Origin of the sequence: Caballeronia sp. GAWG1-1 (genome assembly GCF_023631465.1) — a bacterium.
Classification (GTDB): domain Bacteria; phylum Pseudomonadota; class Gammaproteobacteria; order Burkholderiales; family Burkholderiaceae; genus Caballeronia.
Map to the genome: position 1 here is coordinate 244,961 of NZ_JALQDB010000028.1, position 20,482 is coordinate 265,442.

Consider the following 20,482-nt stretch of genomic DNA (forward strand, 5'->3'; position numbering starts at 1 on the left):
TGAGCCCGTGCGGATGGAAGCAGGATGGAACTAGGCGAAAGCATGAGGATAGGAGGATCGCGGCGCGGATCGAACATGGAAACCGGCCGGCGATTATGCCGCACGAATGCGCGTATTTGAGGTCTCGAATCAAAATGCTACGAATTCCGTATTTTGCCTTATTTCTCTCGGAATTAATCAGGATGCCTTGACGTCGACCCACGTCGTGTTCGAGTCGCTGCCCATGAGAAACGCGCGATTGGCGTCCGCTGCTTCGCGCAAGTAATCCCACACTGTCGTGATGCGTCTGAGCTTGCGCAAGTCCTCGCGGCAAGAAAGATAGAACGCCCGCGTCACTTCGACTTGCTCCGGCAACACCGCCACGAGTCGCGCATCCGGCGCGGCCATGAAGCACGGCAGAATGGCGAGCGCGCGGCCCTGCAACGCGGCGAAGTACTGCCCGATCACGCTCGTGCTGCGAAAGCGCGAAACCGCGCCCGGCACCGCGCGCTCCAGATAGAGCAGCTCGTAGCTGAAGGCGAGATCGTCGATATAACTCGCGAATCGATGACGCGGCAGATCGTCCTTCGTCTGGATGCGCGGATGCGCGTCGAGATATTCGGCGGTGGCGTAGAGCTTGAGCCGGTAATCGCAGAGCTTCGTGTAGACGTACTGGCCTTGCTCCGGGCGTTCGAGCGTGACGGCGATATCCGCTTCGCGTTTCGAGAGACTCACGAAATGCGGCACGGGCAGCAGATCGATGGAAATGTTCGGATGCGCATCTTGAAAGCGCGCGAGTTGCGGCGCGAGGAAGAAGCAGCCGAAACCTTCCGTCGAGCCGACACGCACGTGGCCGGACAGCGCGTGGCCCGTGTTGGCGATCTGCTCGGTGGCGGACTGTACCGTGGTCTCGATCGAATCGACGAAACCGAGCAGATGTTGTCCTTCCGCCGTGAGGACGAAACCGCCACTGCGAGATTTATCGAAGAGCAGCGCGCCGAGTGCGTCTTCCAGCACGCGAATGCGCCGCGCGACCGTCGTGTAATCCACGCCCAGCCGCTTGGCGGCGTGGCTCGCGCGCTGCGTGCGGGCAACTTCGAGGAAATAGCGCAGGTCGTCCCAGTTGAGTTTGCTTAGATCGAAGTTCGTGTGTTTTTGCATATCGATCGGGTGTTTTTATGGCGCGTCGATGGACTTTTGCATAACTATACTCAAGGGTACGAGTGCGCTGCATGACGGCGCGCCGATAACGATTCCGGAGACGACATGCTCATTCCCTTGCCGCTGGCCTTCCGGCGCGTCCCGTCGCTTCCGTTCGTCCTTTCTGCATGACATTCCAACAAGGAGACATTCGTGAATATTGCTGCTGAACATCCGGCTCAAGGCGCGGCTCGCGCAGATACGTCGACTCGCACGGCCAAATTGCTGATCGACGGCAAATTCATCGACTCGAAGACTGCGGATTGGCGCGATATCGTCAATCCGGCGACGCAGGAAGTCGTCGGCCGCGTGCCGTTCGCGACCAAGGAAGAAGTCGATGACGCCGTCACTGCCGCGCACAAGGCGTTTCAGACCTGGCGCACCACACCGCTCGGCGTGCGCATGCGCCTCATGCTGCGCTTTCAGGATTTGGTGCGGCAGAACCTGAAACGGGTGGCGCAGACGCTGACCGCCGAGCAAGGCAAGACGCTGGCCGATGCCGAAGGCGATATCTTCCGCGGCCTCGAAGTCGTCGAACATGCGTGTTCCATCAGCACGCTGCAACAGGGCGAGTTTTCGGAGAACGTTGCGGGCGGCGTGGATACCTACACGCTGCGCCAGCCGATTGGCGTCTGCGCGGGCATCACGCCTTTCAACTTTCCGGCCATGATCCCGCTCTGGATGTTCCCGATGGCGATCGTCTGCGGCAACACTTTCGTGCTGAAGCCATCGGAACAAGATCCGCTTTCGACCATGGAACTGGTCGAACTCGCGGTCGAAGCGGGCATTCCGGCGGGCGTGCTCAACGTCGTGCACGGCGGCAAGGAAGTGGTGGATGCCATCTGCACGCATCCGCTGATCCGCGCGATTTCCTTCGTCGGCTCGACGGCGGTCGGCACGCACGTGTACAACCTCGCGAGCCAGCACGGCAAGCGCGTCCAGTCGATGATGGGCGCCAAGAATCACGCCGTCGTCCTGCCCGACGCCAACAAGGAGCAGACGCTCAACGCGCTCGCGGGCGCGGGCTTCGGCGCGGCGGGACAACGCTGCATGGCGACATCGGTCGCGGTGTTCGTGGGCGCGGCCAAGGACTGGGTGCCGGAACTCGTCGAACGCGCGCGCTCGCTCAAAGTCAACGGCGGCACGGAGCCGAATACGGATGTCGGGCCGGTTGTATCGAAGGCAGCGAAGGAACGCATCCTCGGGCTGATCGGCCAAGGCGTGGAAGAGGGCGCGACGCTCGCACTCGACGGACGCGACGTGTCGATCGAAGGCTACGAGAGCGGTAATTTCATCGCGCCGACCATTTTCACGGGCGTCACCACCGAGATGACCATCTATAAGCAGGAGATATTCGGGCCGGTGCTATGCGTGCTGGAAGCGGCGACGCTCGAAGACGCGATCGAACTCGTGAACCGCAATCCGATGGGCAACGGCGTCGGCCTCTTCACGCAAAGCGGCGCGGCGGCGCGCAAGTTCCAGAGCGAGATCGATATCGGTCAAGTCGGCATCAACATTCCGATTCCGGTGCCGGTGCCCGCGTTCAGCTTCACGGGATCGCGCGGCTCGAAGCTCGGCGATCTCGGTCCGTACGGCAAGCAGGTCGTGCAGTTCTATACGCAGACTAAAACCGTGACCGCACGCTGGTTCGACGACGCCACCGTCAACGACGGCGTCAACACGACCATCGCGTTGCGTTAAACAGGAGACAGCGATGCATATCGGCTTTATCGGACTCGGGCACATGGGTGGCCCGATGGCGGCGAATCTCCTCAAGGCCGGTCACGCGGTGACGGCGTTCGATCTTTCCGCGCCCGCGCTCGATGCGGCGAAAGCGGCAGGCGCGACGCTCGCCGCGCGCCCGAGCGACGCGGTGCGGGACGCGGAAGTGGTCATCACCATGCTGCCCGCCGCCGCGCACGTGAAGGCGGTCTATCTCGGCGATGACGGCGTGCTCGCGGGCGTCAAGGCAGGCGTTCCGCTCGTGGACAGCAGCACGATCGACCCGGCGACCGCGAAGTTCATCGGCGCGGCGGCGGCGGAGCACGGCAATCCGTTCGCGGACGCGCCGGTGTCCGGCGGCGTGGTCGGCGCGCAGGCTGGCACGCTCACCTTCATGGTCGGCGCGGAAGAAGCGCTTTTCGAAACCTTGCGTCCCGTGTTGGCGGGCATGGGTAAAAACATGGTGCGTTGCGGCGAAACGGGAACGGGCCAGATTGCGAAGATCTGCAATAACCTGCTGCTTGGTATTTCGATGATCGGCGTAGCCGAAGCAATGAAACTCGGAGAAACGCTCGGTATCGATCCTTCGAAACTGGCGAGTATCGTCAATACATCGACGGGGCGTTGCTGGAGCTCGGATACGTGTAATCCCTATCCGGGTATTGTCGAAACCGCACCGGCTTCGCGCGGATATAGCGGCGGCTTCGGCGCGGATCTCATGCTCAAGGATCTCGGCCTTGCAGTCGATGCCGCGCGCGGCGCGAGACAGCCCATCTTCATGGGCGCCCTGGCACAACAGTTGTATCAGTCGATGAGCCAGCAGGGATTAGGCGGACTCGACTTTTCGGGCATTATCAAGTTATACGGAAAAACCCAGGAGCGGTAACGCAGATTAAGCAATAGGTTAATTAGGCACGCACGTGCGTGCCTAATTCGTCTTAACGTAATAATCGCTTTATTAAGCTGCACTGCACCATGTCGCTTTAAACCCCTTACTGGGTGGAATCATCGGGATAACGATGATTCGCTTTCTCGAAAATTGTCCTATTCTGAAAGCACGACGCCCTTGTACTGTTAAAACACGGCTGCAATGGCGTTACTGGATGCAGGCGATTAGCCCGGCCTGTCGGGCGCTCAGACGAGGAGTACGCGATGCAAGTAACACGACACTTAAATATGGAACTGCGGCACGCCACACTGCCGACTTATGTAGCCAGCTACTTTTTCCCGTTGCTATTATTGGCATACGAAATCTGGCGAGTAGGGTCTTACGTTGCGGTCAATGGCTTTAATTTCATGAACTTCAACGCGATGGGCTATGAGTTCGCGCTGATGATCGCCGTGTTCGCCATGCAGGTCATCGTTGAAATTGCTTTCCTGGCGGGCGCGGTTTTGACGAAGCATAAGGACGTGGGGCATCGCCTTGCGAATTTGTCGCTGGGGCTGTTCTGTTCGCTCGTCGTGCTCGGTTTTGACCTTGCACTGCAATATGGCTTGAGCCAAACCTAAATCACGCGTTCTTGCTCTGAGTCAAAAAGGGCCGGCTGCTTTTGCAGCCGGCCTTTCTCGTTTCAGGCGTTCAATAACCTGCGGCGCTGGGCAATCCCGGTGGCGTCTCCGAGCGTTCTTCATAGCACTTTCTATTCGCATCTTTTAACGCGGTGCGCAATCCTTCTTCGACAACCGGGTGATAGAAAGGCAGCTTCAGCGTTTCGTCCAGCGTCAAGTCGAGTTGCAATGCCCAGGCGAGTAAATGCCCGAGATGTTCCATCGCCGGGCCGCAGCCTTGCGCGCCGCGCAGCCTGCCGGTTTTGGCATCGGCGTAGATATGGAGAAGGCCGCGATTCTGCCGCATCACACGACTGCGTCCTTGCGTCTCGAACGATACTTCGCCCGTCACCGTCATCTGCTTGTCGAGATCGTCGTACGCTGCGCCGACGATCGCCACTTGCGGCTCGCAGAACACGATGGAAAAGGGCACCTTGCGCTTGACCGGCTTCACGTCCGGGAAGCGCGCGGCATTGTCGCCTGCGAGCTTGCCTTCGTCGGCGGCATCCTGTAGCCAGGGACGGGTGCCGTCGCAATCGCCTGCAATGAAAATCGCGCTCTTGCCGCATTGCATAGTGTTTTCGTCGAAGAGCGGAGCGCCCTTGTCGTTCAGCTCGATGCCCGTTTTGCCGAGGTCGAGCGGCTGCAGATTCGGCGCGCGTCCGGTCGCGGCGAGCACGAGATCGAAGCGCTCGATGCGCTCGTCGCCTAGGGGCGTCTTGAAGCGCAGCGTCGGTTGCCCGTCCATGAGCGACATTTCGTCGATCTTCGCATCCGCATCGAGATAGAACTCGTCGGCGAGCGCGGCGGCGAGCGCATCGCGCACGGGCGTGTCGCTGATCGCGCCGACGCCGCCGCCTTTCGCGAACATGAATATTTCGACGCCCAGCCGCGACAGCGCCTGTCCAAGTTCCAGCGCGATCGGTCCCGCGCCGAAGATGGCCATGCGCTTCGGGAACGTGTGCAGTTCGAACAGATTGTCGCTCGTGATGAGTTTGTCCTCGAAAACCTTCAACTCGTCGGGAATCACGGGCGCCGCGCCCGTCGCGATCACGATACGTTTCGCCTCGATGCGCGTCTCGTCGCTGACGACGAGCGTCGTCGGCCCGTCGAAGCGGGCGTGGCCGCGCAGGATCGACCCGTCGGGAAACGACTCCGTTTCCTCGATCACGCTATTCACGAAGTGATCGCGTTCGTGCCGCACATAGTCGAGCACGTGCGCGAAATTGGCATCGAGCGCATGCGTGCCTTCGATACCGCGCGGAGCCAGCGCGTGCGCGTCGTGCAGGCCATTCGCGGCGGCGAGCAAGAGCTTCGACGGCATGCAGCCGATGCGCGCGCACGTCGTTCCCAGTTCGCCGCTTTCGATCACGACGGCCTTCGCGCCAGCCTCGCTTGCCGCGCGAAACGCGGCGAGACCGGCCGTGCCCGCCCCGATCACGGCGACGTCTACTGTGATTGTCTTCATCGTATGTCCCGTTGGTTATGTGGTTGCGGCCTGCTGGCCTTCGTTTGTTGTCGGGACGAACAGATCATCCGTTGTCGGCGAAACCGGGGTAAAGCGTCATGCCGCCGTCGACGAAGAGCGTCGTGCCGATGACGTAATCGCTGTCGTCGGAGGCGAGCCAGACCGCCGCGCGCCCGATGTCCTCCACTTCGCCGACGCGCCCATAAGGCACGAGCGTGAGTAGCCGGTCGAGCGCTTCCTGCGTGTCCCACGCGTCCTTGTTGATCGGCGTGCGGATGGCACCGGGCGCGATGGAATTGACGCGGATGCGCAGCGGCGCGACTTCCTGCGCGAGCGACTTCATCATCATCTGAATGCCGCCTTTCGACGATGCGTAGTTCACGTGCCCTGCCCACGGAATGATCTCGTGAACCGAACTCATGCAAATGATCTTGCCGAGCGCCTTCGACACCGGCCGCGGCCCGCGCCGCTGAAACTCGCGTACCGCGCGCTGCGCGGTGAGAAATTGTCCGGTCAGGTTCGTGTCGATAACCCGGCGCCAGTCGTCGAGCGTGAGTTCGGTGAACCTCGCGTCCTTTTGCAGGCCGGAGTTCGCCACCACGATATCCACCGTGCCATAGCGCTTGACGACGGCATCGAACATGGCGTCGGTCTCGTGTTCGTCGGAGACGTCGGCGGCGACGGCGAACGCATCGCCACCATTCGCCGTGATCTCGGCGGCGAGCTCTTCGGCGGGTTCCGCGTGCGAGTGATAGTTGATGGCGACTTTCGCGCCGGCATCGGCGAGCGACTGGGCGACACCCGCGCCGATGCCGGAACTCGCGCCCGTGACGAGCGCGATCTGGCCTTCGAGGGATCGTTGCATGAGCGTTTCCGTGTGATTTGCGTCACGTGGCGGCAAGCAAGGTGCGCGCCCGGCACGTTCACGCGCCGAGCACGCCCTGATAGACCTCCGCGTAGCGCAATGCCGCCGTCTCCCAGCCGAAGTTCTGCGTCATTCCGCGTTTAACGACGGTCTTCCACTCCGTGCGACGCGCTTTCAACGCGAACGCGCGCCGGATTGCACCGACGATTCCCGCGCGGTCGAAGACATCGAAGGTAAAGCCGGTCGCGAGTTGATCCGCGAGATTTTCCAGCGAGCAATCGACGACCGTATCCGCAAGCCCGCCCACGCGATGCACGAGCGGCGGCGCGCCATACGACAGCGCATAAAGCTGCGTGAGTCCGCAAGGCTCGAAGCGCGACGGCACCATGACGACATCGCTGCCCGCGATGATCGAATGCGAGAGCGTTTCGTCGAAACCCAGTTCGACGGCCACCGCGCCCGGATGCGCGAGCGCCGCGTTCTTCATGCCGGTTTCGAGCGCCGGGTCGCCCGTGCCGAGCACGACGAGCTGGCCGCCGCGCTGCACGATATCCGGCACGGCGGAAAGAAGCAGGTCGAGACCCTTCTGCTCGGTCAGGCGGCTGACGACGCCGAAGAGCAGGGCGTCGTCATCGCGCGTGAGGCCCATGCGCTCCTGCAAGGCGGCTTTGCATTTGCTTTTCGCCGATGGCTTCGCGGCCGTGTAGCGCGACGCGATGGAGTCATCGACGGCAGGGCTCCAGATCGAATAATCGACGCCGTTCAGAATCCCGGTGATGTCGTGGGTACGCGACTGCAACAGGCCATGCAGACCCGCGCCGTGGGCTTGCGTCTGGATCTCGCGGGCGTAAGTCGGACTCACCGTGGTGATGCGGTCCGCGTAGTAAAGCCCGGCCTTCAGAAACGAGACATGGCTGTAGAACTCGACGCCATCGACCGCGAAAAAGTCGCCCGGCAATTGCAGCGCGCCGAACTCGGACGCGGGAAACACGCCCTGATACGCAAGGTTGTGCACCGTCATCACCGTGGCGACGCGCGGCGCGCCTTCACGCTCGAACGCGCGCATGTAGGCGGGCGCGAGGCCCGCATGCCAGTCGTGCGCGTGCACGATCTGCGGCTGCCAAGCGGGATCGGCGCCGCCAGCGATACGTGCCGCGCTCCAGCCGAGCAACGCGAAGCGCCGGTCGTTGTCTGCATACGGGCGATGCGCGGCATCGAGATAAGGATTGCCCGGACGGTCGTAAAACTGGTCGGCCCGCACGACGTAGACGATCACGCCATGCGGCTGCAGCACACCGCGTTCGAGCCGCACATGGCCGGCACCGAACGCAGCGCCCAGATCCGCGACGGGTTCGATGCCGGTGAGACCTTCGAGCACGGCGGGAAAGCCCGGCAGCACCACGCGCGCGTTCGTGCCCAGTTGCGATTGCGCCGGCGGCAGCGCCCCGACTACGTCGGCGAGGCCGCCGGTTTTCAACAGCGGAAACATTTCTGCTGCGACATGCAGCACGCACACGGTCATCGGCGCTCCCGTAGGTTGAGTTGACTACTTCGTGGCTTCAACGATCCGCGAGCCGCTGCAACGCTTCGCGCGTGACGAGCGTGACGCCGGACTCCGTGCGGAAAAAGCGCGCGGCATCGTCGTCCGGATCTTCGCCGATCACGAGACCTTCCGGCACCGTGCAACCGCGATCGATCACCACGCGCTGCAATCGGCAACTCGGTCCTATCGTCACCTGAGGCAACAAGACTGCCTCATTGATGTTACAGAACGAGTGCACCCGCACCGCCGACGAGAACACCGACTTCGAAACTTGCGATCCTGAGATCACGCAGCCGCCGCAGACGAGCAGATTGGTGATCGCGCCTTGCTGGCCGTTGAGATCGCGCACGAACTTGCCTGGTGGCAACTGTTCCTGATTGGTCCAGATCGGCCATTTGCGGTCGTACAAATCTAGCTCGGGGATGGTCGATGCAAGGTCGAGGTTTGCGGCCCAGTAGGCATCCACGGTGCCGACATCGCGCCAGTAAGCGGGCGCTTCGGGATCGGCGCTGGAGGTCACGCACGACATGCTGAACGGATGCGCGATGGCCGTGCCGCTCGTCACCACGCGCGGAATGATGTCCTTGCCGAAGTCGTGATCCGTGTTCGACGCGGCGATGTTCTCTTCGAGCAGGTGGTAGAGATACTTCGCGCTGAACACGTAGATGCCCATGCTCGCGAGCGCCACGTCGGGCTTGCCGGGCATGGCGGGCGGATCGGCGGGCTTCTCCAGGAAGTCCGTCACGCGGCGATTTTCATCGACATGCATCACGCCGAAGGCGGTCGCGTCCATGCGCGGCACTTCGATGCAGCCGACCGTGCAATCCGCGCCGCTCTCCACGTGGTCGAGCACCATGCGCGTGTAATCCATCTTGTAGATGTGATCGCCCGCCAGCACGATGATGAACTCCGGCGCAATCGACCGGATGATGTCGAGGTTCTGGAACACGGCGTCGGCCGTGCCGCGATACCAGCTCGAATCGACGCGCTGCTGCGCCGGCCAGATATCGATGAACTCGTTGAACTCGCCGCGAAGGAAACCCCAGCCGCGCTGAAGATGGCGCAACAGGGAGTGAGCCTTGTATTGCGTGACGACGGCGATACGGCGGATGCCCGAGTTGAGGCAGTTGGATAAAGCGAAATCGACGATGCGGTACTTGCCGCCGAAATGCACGGCAGGTTTGACGCGCCTGTCGGTAAGCGGTCCGAGACGAGTGCCGCGCCCTCCGGCGAGGACGATTGCCAGGGTCGACTTTTGCAAATCGGTGCGATTCTTTGACGACGTCTCCATGTCAGCTCCTGATTTGACCTGCGACTAGTGAATTGATGCTGCTCTCTTGTTCGTCCTCGTATGCTGGCGGCGCGCGAGCTCGCTGGCTTGGGGTAGGTCCATGGGTTCGCGCGCACGAACAGGGTGGAAGCATTATCCGGTGCGCGTCGGCATTCGTGTACCGATGTCGCTCTTTTTTTGTTCCACTGATCCGCGCTGCCGCGCCCAGTGCACGGAATGCTGGCGGCATTTTCGAGCAAACAGCGTGCCGAACGCCCGTGCGACGGCCTTCTCGGGTGTTGCAGCTGCGCAATTTATCGTGCGTGGACGATGCCGCGGTGCGTTAAGGCACGGCACAATACGGCTATGCAAGCTTCGCGATCAACACGCAAACGCTTGCGAGCACGAAGAGAAACCGCATGCCATGCGGCATTCTCCTGACCGAACAAGCCGCACCCGGGAATCAAAAACATGAACAACGTCCTGAGTATCCAGTCGCATGTGGTGTTCGGCCACGCCGGCAATAGCGCGGCGGTTTTCCCAATGCGCCGTCTCGGCGTCAACGTCTGGCCGCTTAACACGGTGCAGTTCTCCAATCACACGCAATATGGCCGCTGGACCGGTAGCGTGGTCGACGCCGACGAGCTCCAGAGCGTGATCGAAGGTATTGGCGCGATCGGCGTGCTCGGTCGCTGCAACGCCGTGCTGTCGGGCTTTCTCGGCGCGACCGAGCAAGGCCGCGCGGTGGTCGAGATCGTGAAGATGGTGAAGGCGGTGAATCCGCGCGCGCTCTTCTTTTGCGATCCTGTCATGGGCGTGACGGGCGGCTGCACGGTGGCGCCGGGCATCGAAGACTTCCTCGTGACGACCATGCCCGAAGTCGCCGATGCCATGATGCCCAATCACCTCGAACTCGAAAAGCTCGCGGGCCGGCCGATCGAGACGGTGGAAGAAGCCGTCGATGCCTGCCGCGAAGTCATCGCGCGCGGGCCGCGCACGCTGCTCGTCAAGCATCTGCTCGACCGCAACAGCCGCGCCGATACCTTCAACATGCTGGCCGTGAACGCACACGAAGCGTGGTTCGCGCAGCGCCCGCTGTATCCGTTCGCGCGTCAGCCAGTGGGCGTCGGCGATCTGACGAGCGGTGTGTTCGTCGCGCGCACCTTGCAGGGCGATTCCTTGCGCCACGCGCTCGAACACACGCTCGCTGCCGTCAACGCGGTGGTGAAGACGACTTACGACGCTGGGCGTTACGAGCTGGAGATCGTCGCCTCGCAGGACGAGATCGCAAAGCCCACCGACTGGTTTCCGGCCATTCGCGTGTCGGGCACCGAGATGGCGCGGCGATAGTCCGGCCACGCGCCCCGTATTTACCCTTGGTTGGCTGACAGGACGCGCGGTTGCCTTTGACAAGCCGCCAGATGGGCGTCGATGATTCATCGACTCTCACTCATGGAAGCGCGACATGGCAAAGGCATTCGCATCCCAGGCGGACCTGGAAGAGAAGAAGATCACTTTCACGCAGCTCTCCGAGAACGCCTGGGCCTATACGGCAGAAGGCGATCCGAACTCGGGCGTGATCGTCGGCGACGACGCCGTGCTGATCGTCGATACGACCGCGACGCCCGCAATGGCGCAGGATCTCATCGCGAAGATTCGCAGCGTCACCGACAAGCCGATCAAGTACGTCGTGCTGTCGCACTATCACGCGGTGCGCGTGCTGGGCGCATCGGCGTATTTTGCGGAAGGCGCGCAGCAGGTCATCGCAAGCCGTGGCACGTACGAGATGATCGTCGAGCGCGGCGAGGCGGACATGAAGTCGGAGATCGAGCGCTTTCCGCGCCTCTTCGCAGGCGTCGAGACGGTGCCGGGCCTGACATGGCCCACGCTCGTGTTCGATCGCGAGATCACGCTCTGGCTAGGCAAGCTCGAAGTGCGCATCGCGCATCTCGGCGCGGGTCACACGAAGGGCGATACGGTCGTATGGCTGCCATCGCAGGACGTGCTGTTTTCGGGCGATCTAGTCGAATACGACGCCGCGTGTTATTGCGGCGATGCCCAGCTCGCGCAATGGCCCACGACGCTCGAAGCCTTGCGCGCGCTGGATGCGCGGAAGCTCGTGCCGGGCCGTGGCCCCGCGTTGCTCACGCCTCAAGGTGTGCACAAGGGTCTCGACTACACGAAGGACTTCGTCACGACACTGCTTGCCGCCGGGCGCGAAGCCGTTGCGCAACGACTCGACCTCAAGGGCGCGATGGCGCTCGCACGCAAGTCGATGGACCCGAAGTTCGGCCACGTCTTCATCTACGAGCATTGCCTGCCTTTCGATGTCTCGCGCGCCTTCGACGAAGCGAGCGGGATCACGCATCCGCGCATCTGGACCGCCGAGCGCGACAAGGAAATGTGGACCGCGTTGCAGGAATGATGCGCGCGGCCGTTCGCGTTTGGTCGTCAATCACGCGGTCGCGGCGGCTGCGGCCATTGCCTTGAAGTTCTCCGGCGTGGCGAATGCGAGGTACTGCGCCTGCATGTCGGGCGTGAGGAATTCGAGCATCGTCGAGTTTTCGATCCATAGTTCGATCACGTCGAAGAAATTGCGGCCGCGCGTGCAGCGCACCGCGCGCCAGCCTTCGCGTTCGCCGATGGCGATCACTTGCGCCGCGTCCATCTGCGTGGCAATCGCCATATGAAACGCGCTGTATTGCGGACGGTCGACCTTGCCCGCGCCAAAACTCACGCTGGTTTCCGCGCCGCCGCCGGGCGTGATGACGCGATCGCCCGGATAGACTTCGATGATGCTGCCGCGGTCATCGCCGGCGACGGCCATCCACGAGTCGGGAAACGATGGAAACGGCGCGGCGAAACCGTTCCAGAGTTCGGCGAGCACGTTGGCGACGTGTTGTGGATCGCGGGCGGGAATGGATGCGTGGTAGATCATCGCGAAGGTCTCCGGTGGTTTTGAGGAAGATCGACGGCGATGCTTTCATGCTTCGCAAGTGGCTGTCAATTGGCACTGCTACGAAGCGCGGATGAGTGCTTAATTTTGGCGTTATCTTGTCACTAAGCGCTGATAGAAAACGCTTGAAGTGTCTGAGGAAAATCCGTCGATTAGTTAGCAAAACAGACGGATAAAAAAATGCCGCCCGGGGTAGGCGGCGAGAGCGCGTCCAGTTGAAATCCCGTTAGGGTGAACGCGTGAGGAGACAACATTGAGGAGTATGGCAAACGCCCGGGCGGCGCTCAACCTCGATTCGGAAGCACACCATTTCATGGTCGCCGTGATTCCGTTCAAGCTGAAACCTCGTCGTCGCCGGGTTCATTGCTTGAGTAAGCGCTTCGGAACGATGTGCATCATCGTTGCGCTTTCAAACATATCTTTGCGTTTCTGAACGCGCGCAACGCCATGCGTTGGCTACACTGATAATCCGCTTCGTTTCCACGCTTCATTCATGCCTTGTCTGCTCGTTGATTCATTCGATTTCAAGCAGTATCCCGACGCGAACCACGCACTCAAGCACGCTTTGGAAATACGTGATTCCGGCGATTGGGCGTTGCTCGAGCACTTCTGTGCAAACGCGCTGCAGTGCTTTCCTGGCGATGTCGAACTGTCCTGGCAACTCAGTCATAGTCACTGGATGCGGCATGACTGCATGAAGGCCGAAGCGGTCATGCGCGATGCCGCAAGGCTGCATCCGGACAACGGTCTCGTCACGGGCGCGATCGCGATGTATCTGAACGAAGAGGCGCGTTATGAGGAAGCGGAAGCGCTTTACCGCCAGGCTATCGCGCAGAGTCCAAATGCGCCGCATCTCCCAATCGATCTAGCCGATCTCGAATTGCGTCGCGGCGCGTGGCGTGACGGCTGGACGCGCTTCGAACATCGTTTGACTAACCCGCATCATGGCGACAAAAGCGTCGTCACCCGCGTGGAACGTAAAGCGCCGCGCTGGCGCGGTGAATCGCTCGCGGGAAGGCGCGTGGTTGTGTATAGCGAGATCGGTCATGGCGACGATATCCAGTTCGTGCGTCTATATCCGCGATTCGCAGAGTTGGTGCGCGCGCACGGCGGCGAGCCGATGCTGGCTGTGCGCCATGTCCTTCACTCGCTCATCGAGCGTGTCGTGCCTGATTGCGTGCTGGTCGCGGAACATGCATTCAGCGGCTGCGATTACTCCATACCCATGATGAGCATGCCGTTCTGGCTAGGCTTGATGCCGGCGGATATCGAGGGCCGCGCGTATCTGCATGCCGATGCGGAACGCGTTGCGGCGTGGCGCTGCTTGCTCGAAGAAGAAGGCGCCGATAACTTGCGTGTCGGCATCGTCTGGGCGGGCAGTCCGACGCATCGGCGCGATGGTCAACGCAGCATTCCCGTCGATGCGCTTGCGCCGCTTTGGCGTCTGTCGAACGTGACGTTTTATCCGGTTGCTCCCGGCCGCGATGGCGATATCGCAAAGATGCGCGCGGCAGGTGCGTGTGTCGTCGAGGTTGCGCAGCACTATCGAGACAATTTTCATGACTCCGCTGCATTGCTCACGGCGCTGGACGTATTGGTGACTATCGATAGTTCGCCCTTGCATCTCGGTGGCGCGCTTGGGCGGCCGGTGCTGGCGATGATCGATCTTGCATCGCACTGGTGTTGGGGAACCGGCGAGACGCAGCCGTGGTACGACTCAGTGCAGCTGCTGCGTCAGCATGTGGCGGGCGACTGGCGGCCCGTTGTGGAACGCGTTGCGGATGAACTGGTGCAACGCGTCCGCATGCATCAAAGGACGGCGGGCAAATGAGTTGACCCGCCGTTGCCGCTCATGAGCACTCGTTGGCAGGCATAGAGCGCGGATAGCCGGGCTGGGCGGAATCGATGGTGGTCACGCACTGACCGTCTTGCGGTTCAAGCGCGCTGTCAATATCGTGCTTGGCGCCGTCGTGCGTCTTCATGCTGTAGCGACTCTCGCGGTGCGCTTCGGGCTGCTACGAAGAGGCCGATGAGATTGGCACGCGCTTCGGAAGGAAGCGAATGCGCGGCCATCAAAGTGCAGCAAGGACCATGGAATTGAAACCGAAAGCCTTTATTCGGTTGGCGCGGCCTCAGCGCTTCAACAGATAGTCCACGATTTTGTCGCACACGCGCCCGAACATTTGTGTGCCGGTGACGGTGCGGCAACCTTGCGCGCGCGCCGCTTCGATGAACGGCGTAAGCGGCGGCTTCGTGACGACATCGCCGACGAAAGTCTTTGCATCGAGCTTCGATACATCGATCGGCAGCGGATCGCCTTCGCGCATTCCAGCAGGCGAGGCATTCACGACGATGTCGAAGTTCTCCGCGCCCGAGTCGCTATCGACGCTCACGGCGCCGCGACCCAGACTCGCCAGACGCGAGGCGAGGGCTTTGGTGCGCGCGGCATCGAAATCGCGGACAGCGAGCGATGCGACGCCCGCATTTACCAACGCATGACCGATTGCCGATCCCGCGCCGCCCGCGCCGATTAGAAGCGCGCGTTTTCCTTGCGGATCGCAGCCTGCGTCGCCGAGGGCCGCGACCATCGCGGCGCCGTCGGACATGCCGCCGTGCCAGGAGCCGTCCGCGTTGCGTCTTAGCATGTTGGCCGCTCCGAGGAACGCGGATTCTTCCGCGAGCGACGCGCAAAAGCCAGCGGCGCTGAACTTGTGCGGCACGGTGATGATGACGCCATCGACGTTTTGCATCGGCGTGACGCCGGCGAAGAAAGCGGCGAGGTCGGCAGGTGCGACGTGAGCCGGGATCACGATTGCATCGTGTCCTGCCTTGCGCAAGGCGGCGGTCACGCCGGAGGGCGAACGTACTTGCGCAATGGGATCGCCGACGATGAAGTAGAGGCGAGTTGCGCCGCTTAAGCCCGCATCGAGCGATGCGGAGAAGGATGTGTCCTGCGCCATGCTTTGAATGTCTCCTTTGTGCGCTTCGGTCGGGGGACGTTGCGCGGATGGGTGTCTTAGCTCAAAAGCGTTGATGAACTGTAGTCTAAATTGGAATGGGATTCAATCTTCGGTATGCATTGGCAACTAACGGTCTTTGATTTCGGCTTACTTGAAATACGCAGAGTGAGTGGTCGGAGGAAGTGCCTCACGGCCTTCAGCGCCAGCGTAAGCAAAGTGCATGCAGTACGCAACTTGTGGGTATCTAAAATACAAAATCCAATGCAAAACGAGTGTGAACGTGCCGAAGCCGAACGCCGAACGCCAAACGCCAAACGCCAAACGCCGAACGCCGAACGCCGAACGCCAAACGCCGAACGCCGAACGCCGAACGCCGAACGCCGCAGCCGCAGCCGCAGCCGCAGTCGCAGTCGAAGCCAGATGCCGAAGCCGAAGCCGAATGCCGAACTCCGAGCCCTGAGTCCTACGTGCCGAACGCGCCGCACCTCAAAGCGCCCCCGCTTCATGCGCCTCGGCACTCACCCCCGCAGCCGCAAGCGCCTCATGCAGCGTCGCGAATACATTGGACTTGCCGATCACTTCCGTTAGTCCATGCCGATCCATGTCGAGCCGAAGAAACGGGTTCACTCGTCCGAAGATCATCGCGATATCGCGATGCCGCACGCTCGCGACTAGATCGCTCAACGTGCGCGCGGCCGAGTAGTCCAGATCGGTGATCGCGCCGGCATCGACGACAAAATGACGTAGTTCAAGAGGCGCCGCATCGATCAACTGCTTCACTTCCGCCGCGAAGAGATGATCGTTCGCATAAAACAGATCGGCGCCGAACCGATACACGATCAAGCCAGGCGCGGTGACGACGCCGGGACGCGTCGGTACGAACTGCCATCGGCGGTCCGGCGCGACGGGCGCGAGTACCATCGTATGCGGACGATAGCTATGCCGCACATGCCGCATCAGCGACAACGCCACGGCAAGCAAGATGCCATGCTCGACCCCGATCAGAACGACCGCCGCCGCCGTGATCAGCGCCAGCGTGAACTCTCCCGGACTCTCGCGCCGAATGGCCTGCAAGCTTTGCACATTGACGAGCCCGACGGCGATAGTGAAGACGATCGCGGCAAGCACGCAATGCGGCAGGTACTGCAAAAAGCCGCTCAAAAACATCAAGACGACGACCACCACCGCCGCGAAGGTGAGTTGCGCGATCTGGCTGCGTGCGCCGGCGCGATCGGCCATCGCTGTCTGCGTCGGGCTGCCGTTGACCACGAAGGCGCCGCTGAACGCGGCAGCCGCATTCGCGGCGGCGAGGCCGAGCAAGTCGCCGTTGGTATCGGCGGACTCGTGGTGCTGCTGTGCGAAGACGCGCGCCGCGGCCGCGCTTTGCGCCACGATCATCACGAAGCACGACGCCGCCACGGGCACGAGATCGAGAAACTGCTGCCACGTGACGTGCGGCACGCGCAGCGGCGGCAATCCGCCTGCGACCGGGCCAAGGACCGCGATGCCGTGGGCCGCGAACCCGAACGTCTTGCTCGCGAGGATGCTGCCGATGACCGCGACGAGCGGTATCGGCACGCGCGGCCAGATACGTCTGAAGCCAAGTATCGCGACGATCACGAGTAACGAGAGAGCGAGCGTCGGCAAGTTCGCTTCGACGATATGGTCGACAACATACCAAAGCTGCGCAAGGCTGCGCGACGACGGCACCGGCACGGTCATGCCGAGGATATCGCCGAGCATGGCGATCGACACCTGTATGCCGACGCCCGCCAGGAAACCGGCCAGCACCGTGCGCGAAAGGAAATCGGCGAGAAAGCCGAGCCTGAAGAGCCGTGCGAGCAGCAACAACGCGGCAGTCAGCAGCGCGACCATGCTTGCCAGTTCGACATATTCGGCGCTCGCCATCGGCGCGATGGTCGATACGCGGCTCGCGAAAATCGTGGCGGTGGCGGAATCGGCAGCCACCACGAGATGGCGCGATGCCCCGAACAACGCGAACGCGGCGAGCGGAATGAATGCGGTATTCAAACCTGTAACCGCAGGCATGCCGGCAATGCGCGCATAGCCCAAGACTTGCGGGATATCCATCGATGCGAGCGAGAGCCCCGCAAGGATGTCGCGTCCCGCAGCGAGCCGGTCGATCGGCAAGATGCCTTTCAGGAAACGCGGCGGCACGGGAGGTCGCGGAGTTGAATCTTGCATGCGTTATACCGGGTCGCGGGAAGAGCGCATCGTGCCCCATGACGGCCGCAATGCCAAGCGGCTTCATCACTCACGCCGAGCAATCTAAAAAGGTCTTTGCGCGCGATCGGAAAATGGAATAGGATTCCAATATCAAAGACAGTTCTACAGCTAAAGGCAGCTTCGAGTCGCGTCTCACTGCGATCCGAATCGGAAGGAGCGAGACAAAAATGATGGAGACGCTGGTTAGATCGAATACAAGCGGCCGTATGCGCGAGCTTGTTTCTCGGCTGTCTACGCGACATCGAACGTCACCAGACAGCATGCGTTTGCTGCACGAGGACTCTTCGCCGCGTGCGCCGGCAAGCAATAGGCATCAACCCAGGCCGAACAATGAAGCCTGACCCGGTACTGGAATGCGATGTCCTCGTGCTCGGTTCCGGTGCGGGCGGACTATCGACGGCCGTGACAGCGGCCACGCGCGGACTCTCCGTTTTGGTCTGCGAGAAGGAAGACGTCTTCGGCGGCACGACCGCGTGGTCGGGCGGCTGGATGTGGGTTCCGCGCAGTCCGCTTGCGACGCGCGCAGGAATGATCGAGGAAGCAGACGCGCCGCGAACGTATCTGAAGGCCGAACTCGGCGCGCAATACGACGCGGCTAAAGTCGACGCGCTCATCGAACACGGTCCGCGCATGGTCGAGTTCTTCGAGACAAATACGTCGATGCGTTTCATCGATGGCAACCGCATTCCGGACTTTCATACCTCGCAAGGCGCGGGAACGGGTGGCCGCTCCGTGTGCGCCATGCCTTTCGATGGTCGCGAACTCGGGGCGCTCATCGACAAGCTGCGGCCACCGCTTCTCGATACGACGATCAACGGCATGGCGATCTCTCCAGGACAAGAGCTCACGCACTTTCTGAACGCCACGCGCTCGATGCGCTCCGCGTGGCATGTCACCAAACGCTTCGCCAAGTTCGCGCACGACAAGCTTCGCTACGGCAGATCGATGCATCTATTGAACGGCAATGCGCTCATTGCAAGACTCTTGAAGTCGGCGGCGGATCGTGGCGTCGATCTGCGCACGCGCGCTAAAGCGGTCGGTCTCTTGCGCGATGGCTATCGTGTGATCGGCGCTCATGTCGAGATCGAGGGCGTAAAGCATGAGGTCCATGCGCGACGCGGCGTGGTGCTCGCGTGCGGTGGTTATCCGCACGATGAAGCACGTCGCGCGGCTACGTTCGCTTATACGCCGACGGGCCGCGAACATTGGTCCGCGGCGCCGCGTTCCAACACCGGCGACGGCATTCGCATGGGCGAGGCCGCAGGCGCATACTTCAACGCAGTGCTCGAAAATCCCGCGGCTTGGGCGCCCGTTTCGCTCGTTCCGAAGCGCGATGGTCCGCATGTCGCGTTCGCGCATCTGATCGAACGCGGCAAGCCTGGTCTGATCGCGGTGACGCGTGCGGGAAGGCGCTTTGTGAACGAGGCGTCGTCGTACTACGACTTCATGTCCGCGTTGATGGACATCACACCCGCAGGCGATGAAGTGTGCGCGTGGCTCGTCTGCGATCATCGTTTTCTGCGACGCTATGGCCTTGGTGCCGCGAAGCCGTTTCCATTCCCGTTGCGCGCGCACGAACGCTCGGGCTATCTGAAAAGCGCGCCCACGCTCGAAGCGCTGGCGCGAGTTTGCGGCATCGAGCCAACTGGCTTCATCGAAACCATCGCGGCGTATAACCACTACGCTCGCGACGGCTTAGATCCGCAATTTCATCGAGGCTCGACACCCTACAACCGCATGCAGGGCGATGCATCGCATAAGCCGAATCCATGCGTTGCACCTATTGCCGATGGCCCGTATCACGCAGTGAAAGTGCTGCCCGGCAGCCTTGGTACATTTTCCGGCCTTGCTACCGATTCGAGCGCCCGCGTGCTGGACGAAGCGCACATGCCGATTGCCGGCCTCTACGCAGTTGGCAACGATGCCGCGAGCATGATGGGCGGCCACTATCCCGCAGGCGGCATCACGCTCGGTCCGGCGATGACCTTCGGTTATCTCGCGGGCCACGCACTTGCAGATCAAAGCGATGACAGCAGTGAACGCGAAGCGCATCGCATCGAAACCATGACCACTCTCTCCCAGTTCAATCAGGCAAGGACATTTCAATGACCCTGTACGACACAGTCACACTCACCGTGAAGATCGGCACGAATGCGCAGGTCTTCGAAAACATCAAGTCGAGCGGCGAGCAAGCAGGCGCGCGCTTGCTCGGATGCTGGTATTCCGATATCGGTGCCTTGGGCAAGGTGATGGTCTTGCGCGGCTACGCTTCCGAAGCGGCACTGATCGATGAACGCAGGCGCCTTCTGCTCGAAGGCAATCCGTTCGGTTGCGGCGAATTCATTACGGATGTCGAAATAAATAGCTATGCGCTCTTTCCATTCCTGCCGCCGATCGAGCCTGCCGAACACAACGGCATCTATGAGATGCGCGTTTACGGCACGAAGCTCGCGAGCCTGCAGCACACCATCGACGCGTGGCAGAACGCCTTGCCCGAACGCACGAAGCGTTCGCCGTTGATCGGTGCAATGTACGCGCTCGATGGCACCGTGCCGCGTTTTCTGAACATCTGGCCGTACAAGAGCGTGGATGAACGCTCGCGTATTCGCGCGGAATCGGTGAAGGATGGCGTATGGCCGCCGAAGGGCGGACCCGCGCATCTGACGACGATGGAATCGACCATCTATGTGCCCGCACCGTTCTCGCCACTACGCTAAGGAAATC

Annotated in this window: 16 protein-coding genes; 8 read left to right on the forward strand and 8 right to left on the reverse strand. The window is 61.8% G+C overall.

Features of this window, described 5'->3' with window-relative positions:
* Window positions 1–177 precede the first annotated feature (177 nt).
* Window positions 178–1,140: a LysR family transcriptional regulator gene (locus NCT03_RS17485; protein WP_250493273.1), complete on the reverse strand. Its 963-nt coding sequence runs from the start codon at window positions 1,138–1,140 to the stop codon at window positions 178–180.
* A gap of 192 nt (window positions 1,141–1,332) precedes the next feature.
* Between NCT03_RS17485 and NCT03_RS17490 the strand changes: the two genes are divergently transcribed.
* The 3 genes from NCT03_RS17490 (at window position 1,333) to NCT03_RS17500 (ending at window position 4,410) form a co-directional block, all read left to right on the forward strand.
* Complete coding sequence (locus NCT03_RS17490; protein WP_409015175.1) at window positions 1,333–2,880, forward strand: CoA-acylating methylmalonate-semialdehyde dehydrogenase; 1,548 nt, start codon at window positions 1,333–1,335, stop codon at window positions 2,878–2,880.
* Window positions 2,881–2,893: 13 nt separating this feature from the next.
* A complete protein-coding gene (gene mmsB / locus NCT03_RS17495; protein ID WP_250493274.1) occupies window positions 2,894–3,787 on the forward strand; it encodes a 3-hydroxyisobutyrate dehydrogenase in 894 nt (297 codons plus the stop codon).
* Window positions 3,788–4,053: 266 nt separating this feature from the next.
* On the forward strand, window positions 4,054–4,410 hold the full coding sequence (locus NCT03_RS17500; RefSeq protein ID WP_250493275.1) for a hypothetical protein: 357 nt from the start codon (window positions 4,054–4,056) through the stop codon (window positions 4,408–4,410).
* Window positions 4,411–4,480: 70 nt separating this feature from the next.
* On the opposite strand, the gene NCT03_RS17505 is transcribed toward NCT03_RS17500, so the two are convergent.
* The 4 genes from NCT03_RS17505 to glgC all read right to left on the reverse strand — a co-directional run bounded on the left by NCT03_RS17505 (window position 4,481) and on the right by glgC (window position 9,616).
* Window positions 4,481–5,917 (reverse strand): dihydrolipoyl dehydrogenase, encoded by a 1,437-nt coding sequence (locus NCT03_RS17505; protein ID WP_250493276.1) that lies wholly within the window; start codon window positions 5,915–5,917, stop codon window positions 4,481–4,483.
* A gap of 64 nt (window positions 5,918–5,981) precedes the next feature.
* Window positions 5,982–6,782 (reverse strand): SDR family oxidoreductase, encoded by an 801-nt coding sequence (locus NCT03_RS17510; RefSeq protein WP_250493277.1) that lies wholly within the window; start codon window positions 6,780–6,782, stop codon window positions 5,982–5,984.
* A 58-nt stretch (window positions 6,783–6,840) separates the two neighbouring features.
* On the reverse strand, window positions 6,841–8,304 hold the full coding sequence (gene glgA, locus NCT03_RS17515; RefSeq protein WP_250493278.1) for a glycogen synthase GlgA: 1,464 nt from the start codon (window positions 8,302–8,304) through the stop codon (window positions 6,841–6,843).
* A 37-nt stretch (window positions 8,305–8,341) separates the two neighbouring features.
* Window positions 8,342–9,616: a glucose-1-phosphate adenylyltransferase gene (glgC, locus tag NCT03_RS17520; RefSeq protein ID WP_244828377.1), complete on the reverse strand. Its 1,275-nt coding sequence runs from the start codon at window positions 9,614–9,616 to the stop codon at window positions 8,342–8,344.
* A 450-nt stretch (window positions 9,617–10,066) separates the two neighbouring features.
* Between glgC and pdxY the strand changes: the two genes are divergently transcribed.
* Together pdxY and NCT03_RS17530 are read left to right on the forward strand one after the other, a co-directional pair.
* Complete coding sequence (gene pdxY, locus NCT03_RS17525) at window positions 10,067–10,945, forward strand: pyridoxal kinase PdxY (protein ID WP_244828375.1); 879 nt, start codon at window positions 10,067–10,069, stop codon at window positions 10,943–10,945.
* A 115-nt stretch (window positions 10,946–11,060) separates the two neighbouring features.
* Window positions 11,061–12,020: an MBL fold metallo-hydrolase gene (locus tag NCT03_RS17530; protein WP_250493279.1), complete on the forward strand. Its 960-nt coding sequence runs from the start codon at window positions 11,061–11,063 to the stop codon at window positions 12,018–12,020.
* A gap of 30 nt (window positions 12,021–12,050) precedes the next feature.
* Here the strand turns inward: NCT03_RS17530 and NCT03_RS17535 are convergent, their stop codons facing one another.
* Window positions 12,051–12,533, reverse strand: coding sequence for a hypothetical protein (locus tag NCT03_RS17535; RefSeq protein WP_244828372.1), 483 nt, complete (start codon window positions 12,531–12,533; stop codon window positions 12,051–12,053).
* Between the two features lie 511 nt (window positions 12,534–13,044).
* On the opposite strand from NCT03_RS17535, the gene NCT03_RS17540 reads away from it, so the two are divergent.
* Window positions 13,045–14,382 (forward strand): glycosyltransferase family protein, encoded by a 1,338-nt coding sequence (locus NCT03_RS17540; protein ID WP_250493280.1) that lies wholly within the window; start codon window positions 13,045–13,047, stop codon window positions 14,380–14,382.
* Window positions 14,383–14,683: 301 nt separating this feature from the next.
* On the opposite strand, the gene NCT03_RS17545 is transcribed toward NCT03_RS17540, so the two are convergent.
* The gene (locus NCT03_RS17545; RefSeq protein ID WP_250493281.1) at window positions 14,684–15,511 is read right to left on the reverse strand and encodes a shikimate dehydrogenase family protein; all 828 of its coding nucleotides are present in this window, start codon (window positions 15,509–15,511) and stop codon (window positions 14,684–14,686) included.
* Between the two features lie 486 nt (window positions 15,512–15,997).
* Window positions 15,998–17,716, reverse strand: a complete 1,719-nt coding sequence (locus NCT03_RS17550) for a SulP family inorganic anion transporter (protein WP_250493282.1) — start codon at window positions 17,714–17,716, stop codon at window positions 15,998–16,000.
* A 372-nt stretch (window positions 17,717–18,088) separates the two neighbouring features.
* On the opposite strand from NCT03_RS17550, the gene NCT03_RS17555 reads away from it, so the two are divergent.
* Together NCT03_RS17555 and NCT03_RS17560 are read left to right on the forward strand one after the other, a co-directional pair.
* Window positions 18,089–19,867 (forward strand): FAD-dependent oxidoreductase, encoded by a 1,779-nt coding sequence (locus NCT03_RS17555; RefSeq protein WP_250493283.1) that lies wholly within the window; start codon window positions 18,089–18,091, stop codon window positions 19,865–19,867.
* Window positions 19,864–20,475, forward strand: coding sequence for an NIPSNAP family protein (locus NCT03_RS17560; protein ID WP_244828366.1), 612 nt, complete (start codon window positions 19,864–19,866; stop codon window positions 20,473–20,475). Before NCT03_RS17555 ends, NCT03_RS17560 begins: the two co-directional genes overlap by 4 nt.
* Window positions 20,476–20,482 lie beyond the last annotated feature (7 nt).